Origin of the sequence: Roseovarius sp. CAU 1744 (genome assembly GCF_039839345.1) — a bacterium.
Classification (GTDB): domain Bacteria; phylum Pseudomonadota; class Alphaproteobacteria; order Rhodobacterales; family Rhodobacteraceae; genus Roseovarius.
In genome coordinates, this window is sequence record NZ_JBDOQV010000009.1 from 152,851 (window position 1) to 167,565 (window position 14,715).

14 protein-coding genes are annotated in these 14,715 nt (G+C 59.0%); 4 read left to right on the forward strand and 10 right to left on the reverse strand.

Going from position 1 to position 14,715, the window contains the following annotated elements; all coding sequences use genetic code 11:
• Positions 1 to 80: 80 nt before the first annotated feature.
• Positions 81 to 554 (reverse strand): LPS assembly lipoprotein LptE, encoded by a 474-nt coding sequence (lptE, locus tag AAFO92_RS18330; protein WP_347537603.1) that lies wholly within the window; start codon positions 552 to 554, stop codon positions 81 to 83.
• A 263-nt stretch (positions 555 to 817) separates the two neighbouring features.
• On the opposite strand from lptE, the gene AAFO92_RS18335 reads away from it, so the two are divergent.
• Together AAFO92_RS18335 and AAFO92_RS18340 are read left to right on the forward strand one after the other, a co-directional pair.
• The gene (locus tag AAFO92_RS18335; RefSeq protein WP_347537604.1) at positions 818 to 1,762 is read left to right on the forward strand and encodes a glycosyltransferase; all 945 of its coding nucleotides are present in this window, start codon (positions 818 to 820) and stop codon (positions 1,760 to 1,762) included.
• A 133-nt stretch (positions 1,763 to 1,895) separates the two neighbouring features.
• Positions 1,896 to 3,680, forward strand: coding sequence for an ABC transporter ATP-binding protein (locus AAFO92_RS18340; protein WP_347537605.1), 1,785 nt, complete (start codon positions 1,896 to 1,898; stop codon positions 3,678 to 3,680).
• Positions 3,681 to 3,688: 8 nt separating this feature from the next.
• Here the strand turns inward: AAFO92_RS18340 and AAFO92_RS18345 are convergent, their stop codons facing one another.
• The 3 genes from AAFO92_RS18345 to AAFO92_RS18355 form a co-directional block, all read right to left on the reverse strand.
• Entirely contained in the window at positions 3,689 to 4,636 is a 948-nt protein-coding gene (locus AAFO92_RS18345) for a glycosyltransferase (protein WP_347537607.1), read from the reverse strand.
• Positions 4,633 to 5,331 (reverse strand): sulfotransferase, encoded by a 699-nt coding sequence (locus AAFO92_RS18350; RefSeq protein WP_347537609.1) that lies wholly within the window; start codon positions 5,329 to 5,331, stop codon positions 4,633 to 4,635. Before AAFO92_RS18350 ends, AAFO92_RS18345 begins: the two co-directional genes overlap by 4 nt.
• A 147-nt stretch (positions 5,332 to 5,478) precedes the next feature.
• Positions 5,479 to 6,483, reverse strand: a complete 1,005-nt coding sequence (locus AAFO92_RS18355; RefSeq protein ID WP_347537611.1) for a sulfotransferase — start codon at positions 6,481 to 6,483, stop codon at positions 5,479 to 5,481.
• Between the two features lie 131 nt (positions 6,484 to 6,614).
• Between AAFO92_RS18355 and AAFO92_RS18360 the strand changes: the two genes are divergently transcribed.
• Positions 6,615 to 7,301 (forward strand): WbqC family protein, encoded by a 687-nt coding sequence (locus tag AAFO92_RS18360; RefSeq protein WP_347537613.1) that lies wholly within the window; start codon positions 6,615 to 6,617, stop codon positions 7,299 to 7,301.
• Between the two features lie 88 nt (positions 7,302 to 7,389).
• Positions 7,390 to 8,424, forward strand: coding sequence for a DegT/DnrJ/EryC1/StrS family aminotransferase (locus AAFO92_RS18365; protein WP_347537615.1), 1,035 nt, complete (start codon positions 7,390 to 7,392; stop codon positions 8,422 to 8,424).
• Here AAFO92_RS18365 and AAFO92_RS18370 read toward each other — a convergent pair.
• The 6 genes from AAFO92_RS18370 to AAFO92_RS18395 all read right to left on the reverse strand — a co-directional run bounded on the left by AAFO92_RS18370 (position 8,421) and on the right by AAFO92_RS18395 (position 14,711).
• Positions 8,421 to 9,395, reverse strand: coding sequence for a sulfotransferase (locus tag AAFO92_RS18370; protein ID WP_347537617.1), 975 nt, complete (start codon positions 9,393 to 9,395; stop codon positions 8,421 to 8,423). The two genes, AAFO92_RS18365 and AAFO92_RS18370, sit on opposite strands and share 4 nt — an antisense overlap.
• 58 nt (positions 9,396 to 9,453) lie before the next feature.
• Positions 9,454 to 10,350, reverse strand: a complete 897-nt coding sequence (locus tag AAFO92_RS18375; protein ID WP_347537619.1) for a glycosyltransferase — start codon at positions 10,348 to 10,350, stop codon at positions 9,454 to 9,456.
• Between the two features lie 175 nt (positions 10,351 to 10,525).
• A complete protein-coding gene (locus AAFO92_RS18380) occupies positions 10,526 to 11,983 on the reverse strand; it encodes an ATP-binding protein (RefSeq protein WP_347537621.1) in 1,458 nt (485 codons plus the stop codon).
• A gap of 7 nt (positions 11,984 to 11,990) precedes the next feature.
• A complete protein-coding gene (locus AAFO92_RS18385) occupies positions 11,991 to 13,040 on the reverse strand; it encodes an adenylate/guanylate cyclase domain-containing protein (RefSeq protein ID WP_347537622.1) in 1,050 nt (349 codons plus the stop codon).
• Entirely contained in the window at positions 13,030 to 13,401 is a 372-nt protein-coding gene (locus tag AAFO92_RS18390) for a group 1 truncated hemoglobin (RefSeq protein ID WP_347537624.1), read from the reverse strand. The genes AAFO92_RS18385 and AAFO92_RS18390 overlap by 11 nt, the downstream gene beginning before the upstream one ends.
• Positions 13,402 to 13,538: 137 nt before the next feature.
• Positions 13,539 to 14,711, reverse strand: coding sequence for an NAD(P)/FAD-dependent oxidoreductase (locus AAFO92_RS18395; protein WP_347537626.1), 1,173 nt, complete (start codon positions 14,709 to 14,711; stop codon positions 13,539 to 13,541).
• Positions 14,712 to 14,715 lie beyond the last annotated feature (4 nt).

Sequence of the window (14,715 nt, forward strand, 5' to 3'; positions counted from 1 at the left end):
GCCGCCGGCATGTCCCTTCATGCGCATTGCCATACCGGAGCGGCGCGAGGTTCAGGCGTTGCCGACAGTTCCGATGGTGTTCAGTTGCCGGCAAGCTTGACGATCAACTCCCGCGTCAGCTGATCCGCCATGATGATGACGAGCCGCCTGATTGCGTCCTGGCGGGCGCTGATGAACAGCCCGTCCGAGACCGAATAACCCGCAAACGAGTCAACCGCCCCCTGTTCCAGCACGGCGCCGGTGCCGCGATCAACAAGCTCATAGGTCACAACACCGACGAAGCGTCGCCGTTCGGTATCGCTTTCGATGCCTTCGCCCCGGATCGTGATATTGTAATTGAGCAGCTTCGAGGCATTTGTGGCCCGGCCCAGTCGATCCTCCATTTCGCGAACAAAGAGATAGCCTTGCTCGTTCCTGGGGGCGGCCAATTCTATATCGGAGAGCGCGGCGGCGGATCTGGTTCCCGGCGCATAGACCGGCGTGAACCCGCACGAAGCCAGACCGGCCAGGAAGCCGAAGATCAGGAGCATTGAGCGATACCGGGTTCCGGGCATGGCGAATCCTTTCCGAGAGACGGGCAATTCGGGCGTGTCACAGTCATATTAGGAAAAGCCCGCCGGGTGAAAGGCCGAAGATTGAAGGCGCGAATTTGCCGGTTTGGATGGTGAAACCGGCCGTACCGGGCCTACGCGACCCCGAAAACCTGCAGAACCGTGTCGAAGAAGCCCATCTCGACCGTCTTGCTTCGGATATCTGTTGTACTTTTTGATCGGTCCTTGTAGCGGATGCGGCAATCGCAACTGTACCATAGATTGTAATGGCTGCCTCTCCTTTTCGCGCGAGCCTTCTGCTGCTTGCCTACAACCAGGAAGATTTCATTCGCGATGCGGTGAATTGTGCGCTGGCGCAGGACGCCAGCGACCTCGAGATTATCTTGTCGGACGATTGCTCAACAGATTCCACTTTTGACATCATGCAGGAAATGGCCGCCGCCTATGACGGCCCGCATATGCTCAGGTTGAACAGGAACCGCAAGAACCTGGGTGTGAACAACCACATCAATTTTCTTGTAGAGATGGCCAGCGCGGACGTCTGTGTGCCGTTTCCGGCCGATGACACATCCGTGCCGCACCGGGTAACGCGTCTGCTGGAGGTAATAGAGCGCGATGATGCGCTGCTGGTGCATTCCGATGCCTCGACCATCGACGGGGAAGGTAACCCGGCAAAGCCAAGCCACAAACATGCGCTCTTCTATCGTACGACGGATGTGTTGGAGGCAGCCCTTTCCGATGCGTTGTTCCTGGGGGCCACGTCGGCCTATCGCAAAGTGCTGTGGGAGAAATACGGGCCGCTGCCGAATTACAGCAAGGCGTTCGAGGATCTCATCACCGGGTTTCGGGCGGCGCTTGAGGGGCGCATCAGCTACATTGATGAGCCGCTCGTCTGCTACCGGCAGGATGTGGGTATTTCGAACGTCATCAACAGCAAGTATCGGCTGGACTCGATGAGAGAGTCGCGGAACCGTCGCGAGCAGCGTTTCCGGGCGCGTAAAGCGTTGTTCGACCAACGTTTGAAAGATGCGGAAACCTTTGGGCTGACGGAAGATGATGACGTAGTTCGCCATATCAGTGACGAATTAGTAAGGACGGGTCAACGCAAAGACTTCTACTCGATGTGGTGGCCGAAATTCGTGTGGAAGTACGGCCGGGAGGCCATCAGGGTTACGCTTTCCGAGCTCAACTACATCGTCAAGCGCAAGTGATCGTGGACGCGGGTCCAAGGTTGGCAAGCCCGGCGCCAGTTGTTATTTGCCGCAATATATGCAATTGGCGAGGTGATCTGGCAGGCCCGCCTCATGCGCAAACCAGCGGTTGCGACGGATAAGCAAAAACCCCATGGCAAAAGATAAGCAAAAGAAATACGGCCCGATGTTTTCGGCAACGGACCGCGATAATCTTCGCTGGATCTGGCGCAAATATTGCCGCAAGCGGGTCAAGATGATCCTTGTCGTGCTGGCCATGATCGTGATCCAGGGCCTTGTCTATCAGCAATTCCTGGCGATGACGGAAAACGGCCTGCGGGTGATCTTTGAATCCGGCACGATGCGCGAATTGCTGAATGTCTGCCTGTTCGTCTTCTTCCTGTTCGCGGTACGCGGGTTGATGTCCTATCTGGTGCCGGTGGTCTCAATGCGGTTGAGCAACGGTGTGATATTCGAGCTGCGGCGCGACATGATCGAACACATGATGCAGCTTGACCTGGCCTACTTCGAGCGCACCAAATCAGGCCAAATTCTGCAGCAGGTGGTGGGACAGCCGCAATCGCTGGGCATGTTCGTGGGCGGGGCCGCGGCCAATGCGCTGCGCGATTTCGTGACGGTGGTGATTGTCTCGGGCTACCTGATCTACAAGAACCCCTACCTGTTTTCGACCGCTCTGATCGTGCTGCCCTTCATCATCTGGGTCATGAACCACGTGGCAGACCGGGTAAAGGACGCGCAGGAAAAGATGCAGGAAGCGTCGATCCAGTACATGAGCGGCATCGAAGAGATGACCAACGGGATGCGCACGGTCAAGATCGCCCGACAGGAACCGATTGAGCGCGACCGCCTGATCAAGGGCACCAGCATCATCCGGGATTTGCTGATCCGGGCACAGACCACGCAGGCGCTGCTGATGCCGTCGATCGACCTTTCCTCGGCCTTCGTCTATGCGCTGGTGATCGGTGGCGGCGGCTACATGGTACTCAGCCCCGATTTCGACATGGACGGCGCGGGCATCATCACCTTCCTGCTGGGGATGGTGATGATCTTTGACCCGGCGCGCCTGCTGGCGCAGTTCTTCGGCGGGGTACAGAACAACCTGGTGATCCTGAACCGGGTGCGCAATTTCTTTCACGAAGAGCCCACGATCAACGACGCGCCCGACGCGCTTTCGGAGTTTGACACAGGTGCGGACATTGTCCTGAAAGATGTCGATTTCAGCTATAGCGAGGAACAGCCGCTATTCGAGAACTTGAACATGACCTTCAAGGGCGGTCAGGTCTCGGCCATCGTCGGATCGACCGGGTCAGGCAAGACCACGATCCTGTCGCTGCTGTCGCGGCTTTATGACGTCAAGGGTGGCGAGATCACCATCGGCGGCATCCCGATCAACAGGCTGAAGGTGCTGAAGCTGCGCGATGCGTTTTCCGTGGTGGCGCAGGATATCGTGATCTTCAACAACTCGATCTGGGAAAACATCCGCTACGTCAATCCCGACGCGACGGACGAAGAGGTCTGGCGCGCCGCAGAGAATGCCGAGATCGCCGATTTCATTCGCACGCGGGGTGACAAGCCCGTCGGCCCCAAGGGCGCGCAGTTGTCGGGCGGACAGAAACAGCGGATCGCGATTGCCCGTGCCTTTCTGCGTGATGCGCCGATCCTGCTCTTGGACGAGGCGACATCGGCGTTGGATCAGGCCACCGAAGAGCGGATCAAGAGCGCGCTGGACCGGCTGACCAGGGGCAAGACCACGATCGTGGTGGCGCACAGGCTGTCATCGGTGGTGGATGCCGATCAGATCTTCGTGCTCGAGACGGGCAGGCTGATCGAGAAGGGCAGGCACGAGGAACTGCTGGCGCAGAACGGGCTTTATGCGCAGCTCTACAGCGCGCAGAAAGAGGGTTACGCCAAGAAATGACCTGATGCTTAGCGGCGGCGCAGGATGCGAAGCCCCTCGGCCCCCGCAGCTGAGAATGCCGCGATCGGGTGTGACAGGTTGCCCAGGATCATCCGCCCGATGCCATCGTAGCAGGCAAGCCGCAACTCGGCCCTGCGCAGGGCACGGCTTAGTTTGCGCATGATCGGGTGGTTGCTCTCCAGGCCGAAAGCGGCGCCGTCTGTCAGCCGTTGGCGATATGCCGAAATCATCATTTTCAGAATTTTCCGGCGCCGGTCGCGGGCGGTCTCTGCGCTCTGCCCCTGTTTCAACCGGTGCGACAGCCCGATCCCCTCGCGGTATTTCAGCAGCGGTTTTTCGATCAACGCAACGCGTCCTTCCAGCGCCGCGCGGAAACCGAAGACATGATCGTCATAGATATTCGGGTATTTCAACGGCCCGTATCTGGTGAAGAGTGACCGGTGCCACGCGCCGGATGCGCCCAGATAAAGCGCCATTGATGTGGCCGTTTCCAGTGGATCGTCGGTAACAAAGAAATCGGCCTTGCGATAGCTGGTTGGGGTCTCATCGCCCGCCGCGTCAATTGCCATCGCGTCGGAATGCACCAGCAGTGGCTTTCCATCGGCGAACGCTTTCATGATTTCAGCCGCGCGGTTCGGCATCGCGATGTCGTCACCATAGGCCGGGATCAGGACATCGCCTGTGGCGATCCCGAAGATCGCGTTGATATGCGCCACCAGCCCCATGTTCTGCGGGTTCTGCCTCGCGTTGACCTCGTGCGGGCCTTGATAGCCCCGGATGGCATCCTGAATGGCCTCATACGTGCCGTCGGTCGAACAATCGTCAGAGATGATGATCTCAAGCGGCGGGCAGTCCTGCGCCAGCGCGGCGTGCACGGCGTCGGCGATGAAACCCACCTGGTTGTAGCTTAGCACCACCATGCTGTAGCGCAGTTGCTGTGGCGGCGGCGGTGTCACTTCTGGCGATCCGCTGCCGGTGACTTGTTTTCATGCACCTCGCGTGCGGTCGCCGGATCGAGGCCCAAAAAGGCGGTGAGTCCTATCCATTTATCCGCATCTTCCAACCGGCTGTAATACAGCCGCTCCGGGGCGCGATCCTGAAAGAACTGGCGGGTTTCGCGATTCCGGGTGCGGTAAAGACGGGTGTAGTGATCCTGTTGACCCTCCAGGGCCAACCCGTTCTGGTCCACCTCCTCGGGCGTCTTGGCCTGTGCCAATAGGTCCAGGTAGTCCTCTTCACGGCGATAGATCTTGGCATGAACCGCCGTCACCCCCAGCGAACGCCCCTCGGAATGCGACAGCATCGAGGCGAACCAGGCATCGGCGTCGCGCTCGAACAGGATGAACCTGGACCGGGGAAAGCGGTGAAAGAGAACGCGATAGAACTCGGGGCAGAACCACGGTCCATCCTCGAACCCCTGATGGGCGCGGAAATCCGCGCTGTCGAAGATCTCGTCAAACTGGCCTTCCACCCATTTCCGGCCCCATTGATTGCGGTTTGACACCGACCAGTCCGCCACCGCGTAGCCTGCGTTCTTGAGGAATTGCCCGACGCTGGTGGTGCCGGTGCGCTGGAAGGAAATGCAAAAGACCTTCTGATCCTGCCGTGGATCGGCGGATTTTCCTGCAGAGAGAAGGGTACGTAGCTTCATGGGGTCGTATCGGGTCTAAACGTGGTCGCGGTCTGCGCGGTTCAAATCTCAGGCTCAGCGGGCATGTGACGCGTGGTACAGTGCCCGTGCGGATTGATCCACCAAATATCTTCTGGCGCGCCCATTCAAGCCCCCGAGGTGCTGCGTTCAGCTTGTCCCGTGCTGGTCCACCAGTTCCTGGCGCAGTGTTGACCAGTGCTCCAGCCGGTCCCGTTCGTCCTGTGGCAGTTTCTGATAGGCGGATTTCTCCCACGGCTCGCGTGCCTCCAGCGCGGCCTCCAATGCGTCAAAGCTGTCATGGCTGCCATAGGGCGGCGCATCGGCGGCGCGGGAATTTTCGTACCCGAACCGGGCCATCAGCGGGCCGCACAGGGCTTCGATATAGGCAATCTCGTCATCGCTGAGCTTGCCTTTGAACTTGTTGAAATTGTCGCGCATGATCTCGCGTGACAGATTGCCCCAAAGCGCGGTGCGCGCCGCATCCTGGGCAACGCCCTGGCTGTTGCCGACATGTTTTAGCATGACGTCGGAAAACGCGACCCCCAATTCGGAACAAACCCGTCTCAGGGTTTCTTCGGGTTGGCTGACCAGAGCCTCATATGTAAGGCGCACGATCTGGCGGCCCTCTTGGCCCGCCTTCAGCGCGCCTTCGGTATCCGACAACCATCGCCGCGCGGCGCGAACGATACCCCCGCGCAGTGTCGGCGCGGCCACCCAGGACACCGCCATATCCCGCGGGTCGCGCACCATGTGAACATAGCCGGGCTCGTCCGCGACCGCCTCCATGAACGGCAGGAAAGAATGCGCTGAATTTTCCTTGAGGAACAGGCGGGATTTTTGTTGCAACGCGCCTTCGGCATTCAACAGCGTGGCGATCATTTCCGCGGTGGTGCCGGACTCCGCGAGCAGTGCCTTGCGCTCTTCTGGTGAAAAGTCATCTGATTTCCAGATACCAAGCTTCGCATCGAACATGCGCAAAATTTCGCAACTTAGATCGCGTCCCGGTGCGAGCTGCGAAAAGACCCGGAACAGATGGGCGGGACTGGGTGCAAAGAATTCCGGGTGCGCGCCAAAGATCCGCGTTATCAGGTTGCTGCCCGACCGCTCCGAGCACATCAGGAAAACCGGAGTTGAGAGCCGCTTGTGGTACATAGAAAATAGCCCTAATTTGTGCGCGAGTCTTAGCTGGTAATGCCAGGCGCTTACAACCAAATTGATGAGCTGAAAAAATCCAACAAGGCGACACCAAACCAGCCTCGGCCCGTGGAAAGTCCCTGGCGATCATGCAGCCGTATTTCCTGCCCTATATCGGCTATTGGCAATTGATGCAGGCTGTGGACGAGTTCATCGTTTATGACGATGTACAGTTTTCCAAGGGAGGATGGATCAACCGCAACCGGCTGCTTCTGGGAGGGCGCGCACACACTTTCACGCTGCCGCTGCGCAAGGGCCGGCTAGGTGACAAGATCAATGAACGCCACCTGTCGGACAGCCATGCCGAAGCCGGGCGGTCGATCCTGTCCAAGATCAGGCAAGCCTATTCCGCCGCGCCTTTCGTTGCCAATGCAATGCCCGTCATTGAATTGATCATGACCGCGGACGAACCGAACCTTGCCGACTTCCTTTTTGCGTCGCTTGTGCAGATACAGCGTTATGTCGGCCTCGACACCCGCCTGTTGCGCTCTTCCGAACTGAACGAGGGACAGGGCCTGCGGGCCGATGATCGCGTACTGGAAATCTGCAAGGCCCGCCACGCCCGCCGCTATGTCAACGCACCGGGCGGGCGAAGTCTCTATGACAAGGAAACCTTCAGGAAACAGGGCCTGGATCTGAAGTTTATTGAACCGCAGGCGATCGCCTATTCGCAGTTCGGGGGAGATTTTGTGCCGTGGCTTTCGATCCTGGATGTCATGATGTTCAACGACCCTGCCGCCATCCGCGAGATGCTGACATGCTATACGCTCGAGTGACCCGCGCGCTTGCGCCCGGAATAACAGGCTGATAGCCAGATCACAGGAAACGCCCCCGACGTTCCATCAGATTGCCAAGGACCATCGCGTGATAAAATTCGTTGAAAACAAGCGCCCGGACATGGCGCGCATCGCGACACTGCTCGAGGATTGCGCCGCGGAGAACACCTGGGCCAATCGCGGACCGGTTTATTACCGGATGGCCGATGCCTTTGCCGAACACCTTCAGATCCCGTCGGGCAGCAAGCTTACGCCATGTACCAACGGCGGCGTGGCGCTGGAGGCGATGGCGCGACTGCACGAGGCCGATGCCGGCCGCCCCCTGCGTTGGGTGTCGTCCAGTTTCACCTTCCAGAACATGGGCCGTGGGTATTTCGCCGATGTCACCTTTGTGGATTGCGATGCGCATGGAATGCTGGACCTTGCCACGCTCAGGGCGCTTGATCCAGACAGCTATGACGGCATCGTCGTGGTCAATACCCTGGGCATGGCGCAGGATTTTTCCGGCTATATCGAATTTGCGCGCGAAACCGGCAAGGCGATGCTGTTTGACAATGCCGCCGGGGTTCGTGCAGGCGTGCCGGACTGGCCCTGGCAAAGCTTCAGCCTGCATCAGACCAAACCCTACGGGCAGGGCGAGGGCGGGCTGGCCATCACCCCGGCCGACCGGGCGGATGATTTCTATACGCTGCTTGACTACAACGCCCCGCCGAACGAGGCGCGCCTGTGGATGAACAATGGCAAGATATCGGATATCTCCTGTGCCTTTCATCTCAGCCGGCTTGAAAAGGTCGATGACTGGTCGCCGCTCTACCACGAGCAGGAAGTGCGCATCGAGGGTATCGCCCGCGAAATGGGCTTGCGGCCCCTGATGCCCGTGGGTGGCCCGACGCCGAAAACCAGCTGTGCCTTCCTGTCCGAATCCGACGTACCGTTGGAAAGACTGCGCATGACAAGGTATGTAAAATTTGCCAAATACTACAAACCTCTGGCGGAGAAACCGGTAACAAGCGGGATCTATGCCAGTATCCTGAATATCCCGACCCATCCCGACATGGCCGGGGTCAGCAAGGATCAGATCATCGGTGACCTGACCACCCTCATCTACGGAAACGAAGACTAGCGGCTCAGATACGCGTCAAATTCGGCTCTTACGTCTTTGGGGATGTCCGGCTGCGACATGGCGACGGACGGCAGGGTGTTCCGGCCTTCCAGCGCGACACCCTTCGCGGCAAAGAGCGAACGAATTGTGTCGAATGCCGCGTCCGGCTCGGTGCACAGCTGAGCATAATCCAACGACACCCAGCGATCCTGAGGCAGCTCTGAGAGCTGCGCGATCAGATCCCGGCGGATCTTGTCGATCTGGCCCATGACCTGCTGTGCGGGTGGCAGATGCCGGAGCGCCTCGTAGTTTGGTGTCCTGAACGAGTACCAGATCTGCCTGTCGCCATGCATCTTCTCACGCGCCCGAAGCATTGACCAGGCAGACGCCACCGGATCACGGTCAAGGTGCAGGAATAGTGCGTTCGGAATGGCCGAGGCGAATTTCGCCAGTTGATGATTGACGATCATGCCCTTGGTCGCCACAGGTTTCCCGCGCACCTCGGCGAATGCGGCCAGTTTCTCGGCAAATAATTGAAACTGCATATCTTCCGCGCGCGTGAGGTCGATTCCGATATCGCCATCTCCCGGGAAGGATGACCGCCAGAAATACCAGAATTCGTTAGGCGAAAGCAGCCCTGTGGTCTTGCCCAGGTCCGAGCGTTGCTGAGGATCATGAAAGCCAATGTCCGAAAACTCTCCGCGGAAATCATACTCCGGGTTTGCCAGCATCTCCTGGCACATCGCGCCAATCGCGGGCGCCTGCCAGAACCGGGCGATCAGGTTCGACGGATAGGAAAACGCCCCGCTGGCGGCGAGCCATTGCATGCAATACGTGGTACCGCTGCGGGGCGTTCCCAGAATAAACAGCGTCGGCAGGGCGGGGGCCTCTGAAGCAGGCAGGCGTGCCTCGGAAATCGCATGGTTCAATCGCCCAAGCAGCGCTTCGAGATTGTGGTTCCTCTGGAAGGTCGCGGTCCGTTTCGCGGTCATCTGCCCGGTCTCCTGGTTTGCTGATCGTGATGCTGGCCCAAATGCTTGCCGCACCGGATCAATGGCGCAATCCCAGCATCTGCCTGATCGTGAAAACGGTTTTTGGAACAAATCCCCTGAACTCATCACCCGCGATCCGTAGCAACCGTGCTCGTTTGCAGGCACGGCGCACCTTGCTGCGCACGGGCAAGGTGCCACGGCTGGCGGCCTCCCAGACTGCGTCAAACGGTTTGGGCGCATACCTGGCGACATACCCTTGCACGTCTTGTGTCTTTTTCAGGCGTTCCTCGTAAGGTTTTCCATACCACATGTTCTTCTTGTGAATCCTGTATCTGGTGGCTTCGATATCCAGGTAACCGATCCAGCCCTTGCGCGCGATCAGTGCGAATTTTGCATAGTCACCAAAGCCGATTTCGCTGAAATCCGGCGGCAGCTCGGGCAGGGCATCGCGCCGGTGCATGACCGCCGAACTCAGCAGGAAATTGGCCGGCGCGAGATCTTCGAAATATCTGCGTCTTCGCCTTTTGTCCTCAGGCGGAAAATGTTCGAGCACCTCTCCGGTTTCGTTGTCGAAAAAGACCGATCGTGTCTGGCTGATCATGCATCTTGGATGCGCGTCCATGAAATCGACCTGCCGCTGCAATTTGTCGGTGCGCGTCCAGAAATCATCGCCGTCCAGATAGGCGACATATTGGGCCGTGTAGTGCGGCCATACCAGCTTGGCGATCCGATGGCCTTGCTGGAACTGGTTTTCCTCCTGCAGGATGCAGTTGAAAACTTCCGGGTGCCGGCTGGCGTAATCCTGGATGATGTCGCGCGTGCCGTCGGTTGAGGCATCATCATGAACCAAGATCTGGAACTTGTGCCGGGTTTCCTGCGCCAGAATGCTGTCAAATGTCTGCGCAAGGTATTTTGCGTGATTAAAGGTGGTAACGACCACCTGAACTTTTAGCATTCGGAATCTCGTTTATGCGCCACTGACATGACCTTGTTGGGACTTGGGCCGTTTTTATCGTCAATACCGGGATTTTGAAAGATGTTGCTGTGCGATCCTGCCTACCGTCGGCGATGGCCAGCGGGCGTATTTCCGCGGCACTTGTGCGTGCCCGGACCATCGCCCGATGCCGGGGTCAGGCAAGCGGCAGTTCCACCGAGAACGTGGCGCCTGAGGGGCCTGTGCTTTCCAGCCTGATCTGACCCTTGTGGGCCACGATGATCCGCTGGCAATAGGCCAGCCCCACGCCTGTTCCCTTGCTGGCATCCTTGGTGGTAAAGAGCGGATCGAAAATCCGTGTCTTGATGGCGTCGCTGATCCCCGGGCCATCATCTTGTACTCTGACTGTCATGGTGCCGGCACCCCATGTGCTGGATATGCTGATCTCAGTGCCGACCTGCGCATCATTCATCGCCTGCAGAGCGTTGGTCAGCAGATTGATGACGACCTGGGTCAGTTGAACCTCGTCCGCGATCACATCGGGGCAGTCCGCACCGCAACTGCTGGATAGCCGGATGCCGGTTGGTTCCGCATCGCCTGATACGGCCTCGATGGCGCTATCGATCAGGCGGGTCAGAGCGACGGGTTTGAGGTCCAGCGGCTCTTGCCTGGCAAGCGACAGGAACGAGCGGATTATCCGAACGCAACGATGCGCGGCCTGGGTCAGTTTGCCCACCCGTTTTTGCAGGCCGGGATCATCAACCTCTTCGTGCAGGAATTCTGCGTTGCCGACGATGATCGACAGAGGGTTGTTAAGCTCATGTGCAACACCCGCAAGCAGTTCCCCAAGGGCCGACAGCTTCTCGGATTGGAAGAGCTGCTCCTTCTGGCGGTCCATCTTGGCCTTTACCGCCAGTTCATCGGTCAGATCCTCGATATTCGCCACAATCACATCTTCGCCGCGATATTCGATCAGCCGCGCAGAAATTTCAGCCGGAAATTCCTCGCCGTTGGCGCGCAGGCAGGTCAATCGCATGTTGTCCACGCGGGCATCCGGAAGCAGCAGCGTGACGAAATCAGCACGTTCCTCGCGATGGGCAAAATGGGCGAAGCTGCTTTTTGCAGACCCCAGTAGCTCGGTTGCGGCGGGCGAGCGATAAATGATCTGACCGTCGGCAACCCGCGACATGGTCAGACTGGCCGGGCAGGCCTCGAGCACCTTGCGCAACAGCATTTCGGCCTCACGCGCGGCGTTCGATTGGTCGGACTGAACCTGGCGTGCGATCTGGGTCAGGACGAATCCGCCATCCGAGGTCTGGCCCAGCCGCAGGGCAACAACCTGTCCCTTGCCCGATGGCATTTGCACGGTATCGTTCCGGTCGTCGCCGTCTGGCAGCGCGGATTCCATTTCATCCAACCGCTGCCCGACGGGCGCAGGCATGACCCCCCGGTTGACAGCTTCGCGCAGAAAGATGTTCCAGGGAACGCCTGGTTGCAGCACATCCGCAATGTTGCGGTACATGTCCTGAAAGCTGCGATTGGCCAGGCGCAATCGCCCTTCGGCATCAAAAATCGCCACGCCCTCGGAAAGAAACCCGACAAGCTCATCCAGCGTTGTATCCGATGACTTCAGGTTGTCCGGTGTAAATTGCATGGCGATGTCATCCCGCCTGACCCGGTGCGGTGCCGTCGTCCTGAAGCACCACGTAGGTCTGGGTGGCCGGATCAGTACCGTCGCCAGTGGCTTCTTCGGCGCCGAATTTACCTGCCACCCGACCGGCAAATTCTTTGCTGGCGGCGACTGTCATTGGCCGGGCCATCGCGCGGTACCGCACGGCCTCGGATACAGTGGGGCCGAAAACATCGTAGATGTAGTTCTGTGTCCCGACGACCGATCCGATGACCGATCCCGCGGCCACACCTATCCGCGCGTTCCACTTGACCGGATGGGACTGATTGCGCCGCGCCAGGTAACGCACCAGCCGAATGGCCGAATCGGCGACCGCCTTGGCGTGGTCCTCGTTGGGGTCCGGTACGCCCGAAACCGCCACGTAACTGTCACCATTGGTGCGGATTCTCTGAACCCCGAACTGGGCGCAGATCCTGTCGAAGGCGCTGTAGATGTCGTTCAGTTCACTGACAACGACACCGGGGTCATTGTCGGCAACCAGCGAGTCGAAACCGGCGAAATCCAGTGTCAGGACGGAAACCGGGTCGAACAGCCGGGGCGAGACGATGCCGAAGGTCTTGTATTCCTCATATGCTGAGCGCGGCATCATGTTCAGCAGCAGTTTTTCGACCTGCTCTTTCTCGCGCTTGATCTCGTGGGTGTTGCGCTCGACCATCATCGAGTAGGAATCGATCATCGATTCCAGTTCCTTGATGCGCGTGATGTTCTGGCAAACCAGTACGGCGAAGTCCTCGCGGGTATCAGCGGCCAGGTTGAACTCCAACGCCACCGTCATTTTTCGCCGCCGCAGCTTGAAAGATGTTTCGGTCGAATACCGGCCAGCGTCTCTGAGGGATCGCATCATCTCATCCACGTCAAGCGAAGGAAAGAAATCTTTCAGTGTGCTTGCGCTGTCGTTTTCACCGAACCATTCGTTGAAGGTGTCATTGCGGAACTGAACCGTGTGCCGGTCCAGTTCGATCAGCGCGACGCCGACGCCGATCGCGCGCAGCAACTGTTCATTGATGGCCTCAATGGACATCGGAGGTCCCGATCAGCAGCGGACGTCGCTGCTCAAAGGCGCCGACCACCGTCGCGACATCGTCCTCATCGACGCCGAAATCGTTCAGCGTTTCCGTCAGGATCGCCTTCAGCCGGTCGAAATGGTGGTCATGAATGACCATGCTCTGGTGGGCGCGCTGGATGTGATCGTCTGAAAACGAGGCCGGCCCGCCCATGAGGGAAGACACGAACTTGGTCTGGTGGTCAATCAGCCTCGGCATCTCGACATCATCGAAAAACGGCCCGACATCGTCATCTTCCAGAAGGCGGTCATAAAGTGACAGGACAATTTTGCTGACGGTCGAAAAACCACCGTATTTGTCAAAAAGAGATTTTTCCATATATGCCCCCATCGGCGCTTATGGCGCCATTTTTTTCTTAATAGCATACCTGCAGGAATGCTTTCGCATTTTTGCAAGAATGCCGGAACCGGTCAACTTGATCGGGGTGGCAATCCCCGGCATTCGCGGTTCGGATATCATGCGGCTGCAAGCTGTGGTGCAAGATTGTCGATCATCCAGTTCTGTTGTTCTTTCATGCAGTCGCTGAGACGTCGGTGCATGTCCTGCAGCCGTGCCAGATCCCAGTTCAGGCTGGCGATCTGATCGGTGATCTCGAAGAATTCGGCGCAAAGCGCGTCGCGCATGTGCTGGTATTCCGCGAGGGCTGCAGTCGTGTTTTCAAGGACAGCCGAGCTAAGGATTTCGGCGTCGCGCAGTGCATCCGAGATGCCATGCGCCGTCAGCGGATCCTTGAAATAGCCGGCATCGCCTACCAATGCCCATCCCTGCCCCCAGGAGCGGCGGGTGAAGCCTTTCTGGCCCTGAAAACCCGTCAGTCTGCCATGCAACGCTGCCGCGCCGACTTGCGCACCGCATTCCGGGTTGGCGGCGCGGAAAAACTGCGCCAGATCGGCGCCGGTACGGGCTTTGCGCCCTTCTGAGCGAAACCGTTCAGGGGACAGTGCGGCAAAGACACAATGCTGCCCGTTATTGGTGGGGATGACACCGGTGCCAAGACCGGGAACATAATGCCAGTGGGTGCCCGCGTCGGGCAGGCCGCTGAAATAGCCGTAGACGCAGGCTGTTGTGTGCCTGGCCAGCTTCTCGGTTCTGGCACGAACGCGTCGCGCCACGGTGGACCGGCGGCCATCAGCGCCGATGACAATGTCGGCCGAGACGCTGATCTGCTGACCCTGATGGGACAGGACCGCACCGACAACGCGGCCCTTGTCATTGGTGATCACATCGCGAAACGCCACCCCGTACCGGACATTCGCCCCGGCATTTGACGCCTGTGCGACCAGGGCATTGTCCAAGACGCTGCGCCGCGGTGCATAGAGCGCCTCGACACCGGGCGAAGGCTTGATCGGCAGTTCGATCCTGGTGGAGCCATAGTGAAACGTGGTCGTCCTGATTGCGGGCGTGCGCGCTGCCTTGATCCGGGGCAGCACGCCCCAGCGGTCCAGTTGCAGGACGGCGCCACGCATCAGCGCATGAGTCGAGACGGTTTCCGCCGACGGACCGGACCAATCGACCAGAAGCACACGGGCACCCCTGCGGGCCAGCAGCAAGGCGGTTGCCGCACCGGCACATCGCGCACCGACGATGATGGCATCGTAATGTCTTGCAAAGTGACGATCGTTTTTCATGACA

Excerpts from the sequence above, each read along its gene's own strand:
- lptE (WP_347537603.1), bottom strand. The coding sequence starts at position 554 with ATGCCCGGAACCCGGTATCGCTCAATGCTCCTGATCTTCGGCTTCCTG.
- AAFO92_RS18335 (WP_347537604.1), top strand. The coding sequence starts at position 818 with ATGGCTGCCTCTCCTTTTCGCGCGAGCCTTCTGCTGCTTGCCTACAAC.
- AAFO92_RS18340 (WP_347537605.1), top strand. The coding sequence starts at position 1,896 with ATGGCAAAAGATAAGCAAAAGAAATACGGCCCGATGTTTTCGGCAACG.
- AAFO92_RS18350 (WP_347537609.1), bottom strand. The coding sequence starts at position 5,331 with ATGAAGCTACGTACCCTTCTCTCTGCAGGAAAATCCGCCGATCCACGG.
- AAFO92_RS18355 (WP_347537611.1), bottom strand. The coding sequence starts at position 6,483 with ATGTACCACAAGCGGCTCTCAACTCCGGTTTTCCTGATGTGCTCGGAG.
- AAFO92_RS18360 (WP_347537613.1), top strand. The coding sequence starts at position 6,615 with ATGCAGCCGTATTTCCTGCCCTATATCGGCTATTGGCAATTGATGCAG.
- AAFO92_RS18370 (WP_347537617.1), bottom strand. The coding sequence starts at position 9,395 with ATGACCGCGAAACGGACCGCGACCTTCCAGAGGAACCACAATCTCGAA.
- AAFO92_RS18375 (WP_347537619.1), bottom strand. The coding sequence starts at position 10,350 with ATGCTAAAAGTTCAGGTGGTCGTTACCACCTTTAATCACGCAAAATAC.
- AAFO92_RS18380 (WP_347537621.1), bottom strand. The coding sequence starts at position 11,983 with ATGCAATTTACACCGGACAACCTGAAGTCATCGGATACAACGCTGGAT.
- AAFO92_RS18385 (WP_347537622.1), bottom strand. The coding sequence starts at position 13,040 with ATGTCCATTGAGGCCATCAATGAACAGTTGCTGCGCGCGATCGGCGTC.
- AAFO92_RS18390 (WP_347537624.1), bottom strand. The coding sequence starts at position 13,401 with ATGGAAAAATCTCTTTTTGACAAATACGGTGGTTTTTCGACCGTCAGC.
- AAFO92_RS18395 (WP_347537626.1), bottom strand. The coding sequence starts at position 14,711 with ATGAAAAACGATCGTCACTTTGCAAGACATTACGATGCCATCATCGTC.